At 34.0% G+C, this 1,568-nt stretch carries 1 protein-coding gene; it reads left to right on the forward strand.

The features are described 5' to 3' along the window. Positions 1-999: GEVED domain-containing protein (locus BM053_RS12080; RefSeq protein WP_143076495.1), on the forward strand; the 999-nt coding region annotated here is incomplete at its 5' end. Positions 1,000-1,568: the final 569 nt, after the last annotated feature.

Genomic DNA, 1,568 nt, shown 5'->3' on the forward strand with positions numbered 1-1,568 from the left:
ACAACTTCAACGCTTTCTGCTTCAGGAACTACAACTTCAAGTACTAATTTGTCGTGGACTGCGGCTACTGATAATGTAGGAGTTACTGGTTATAACGTATACCAAAACGGAGTATTGAAAACAACTACTACTGCTACTACATTAGTTGTATCTGGTTTATCTGTTTCAACTACTTACAATTTCTATGTAACTGCTAAAGATGCAGTTGGAAACGTATCATCTACAAGTAACACTGCAAACGTGACTACATTAACAGCTGGCGTTAACTATTGTAATTCAACAGGAAGTACTGCCAGAGAATATATTAACCGTGTTCAATTGGGCTCTATTAACAATCTTTCAGGAAACAACAACGGATATGGTAATTATACAACACTATCAACCAGTGTATCAGTAGGTTCTACATCTTCAATAACCATAACTCCGGCATGGAACGGTATGTCAGTAAGTGAAGCTTATCGTGTTTGGATTGATTATAACCAAGATGGAAATTTTGGTTCTGATGAACTTGTTTTCAGTAAATCAAAAACTAAAGCTTCATCTGTAAGTGGTAGCTTTATCATTCCTTCTACAGCTTTAGTTGGAAATACAAGAATGAGAGTTTCAATGAAATATAATGCTTTTCCAACTGCTTGTGAAATGTTTACTAACGGAGAGGTAGAAGATTATACTGTAAACATTACTACAGGAGTTACTGCTAAAGTTGGAACTGAAACTACTGATGATTCTGCAAAAATTGATGATTCTGCAACAGAAAATAAAGAAGTTAGCAAACTGTCTTTCAATTTGTATCCGAATCCTGTAAAAGGTGAAACATTAAATTTCTCTGGTATTGAAAATAATTCTTCATACAGAATATTTAATTTAATGGGTCAGCAAATGACAAATGGCAACACTGACAACAATTCAATTAATGTGGGTAGATTAATGCCGGGAATTTATATTATTGAAATTACTGACGGCGTATCAGTTGGTACTAAACGTTTTATTAAAGAATAAAAAAACTCCAACAATCAATAAAATATTTTATAAGCTGTCCAACTCTTGGGCAGCTTATTTTATTTATAACGTGAACCAGATCAATTGATAAGAATACATAATTCAGTTACAGTTTTTTTTTATTATGGCGTGCCTCCCGTTTGTGTTGGCATCATATTAAAAACCAACAAAATCTTCCACAAACGGACGTCGGGCTGTTCGTTCCAATCTTTTTAGTTTTAATGTTATTTAGTAATTAGAAGTCAATCCTAAAACTAAAAAGGATTTCTACTGCCATCCCTCACGCAAATAACCCAATGTTTGTAATTACATGAAACAAAGTAATCTCCATAATCGTAAATTATTTAAGTCCTACTCCAGAATTTCCACTATTACCCCCATATTGTGGTGAAGAAATACTCTATTTCAAAACTTTTTATAAACAAAAAACCCGAGGCTTTATCCGAACAGGCGAAACAAAGGCGACATTTGAGATTAAGAGGAGCACTGCTATTGGCAATGAGGTATGCGAAGTTTAGTTCGCAATAGTTATAAAACAAAAAACCCTATCCGATTTGGATAGGGTTTTC

It is taken from the genome of Flavobacterium swingsii, from assembly GCF_900111965.1.
Lineage (GTDB): Bacteria > Bacteroidota > Bacteroidia > Flavobacteriales > Flavobacteriaceae > Flavobacterium > Flavobacterium swingsii.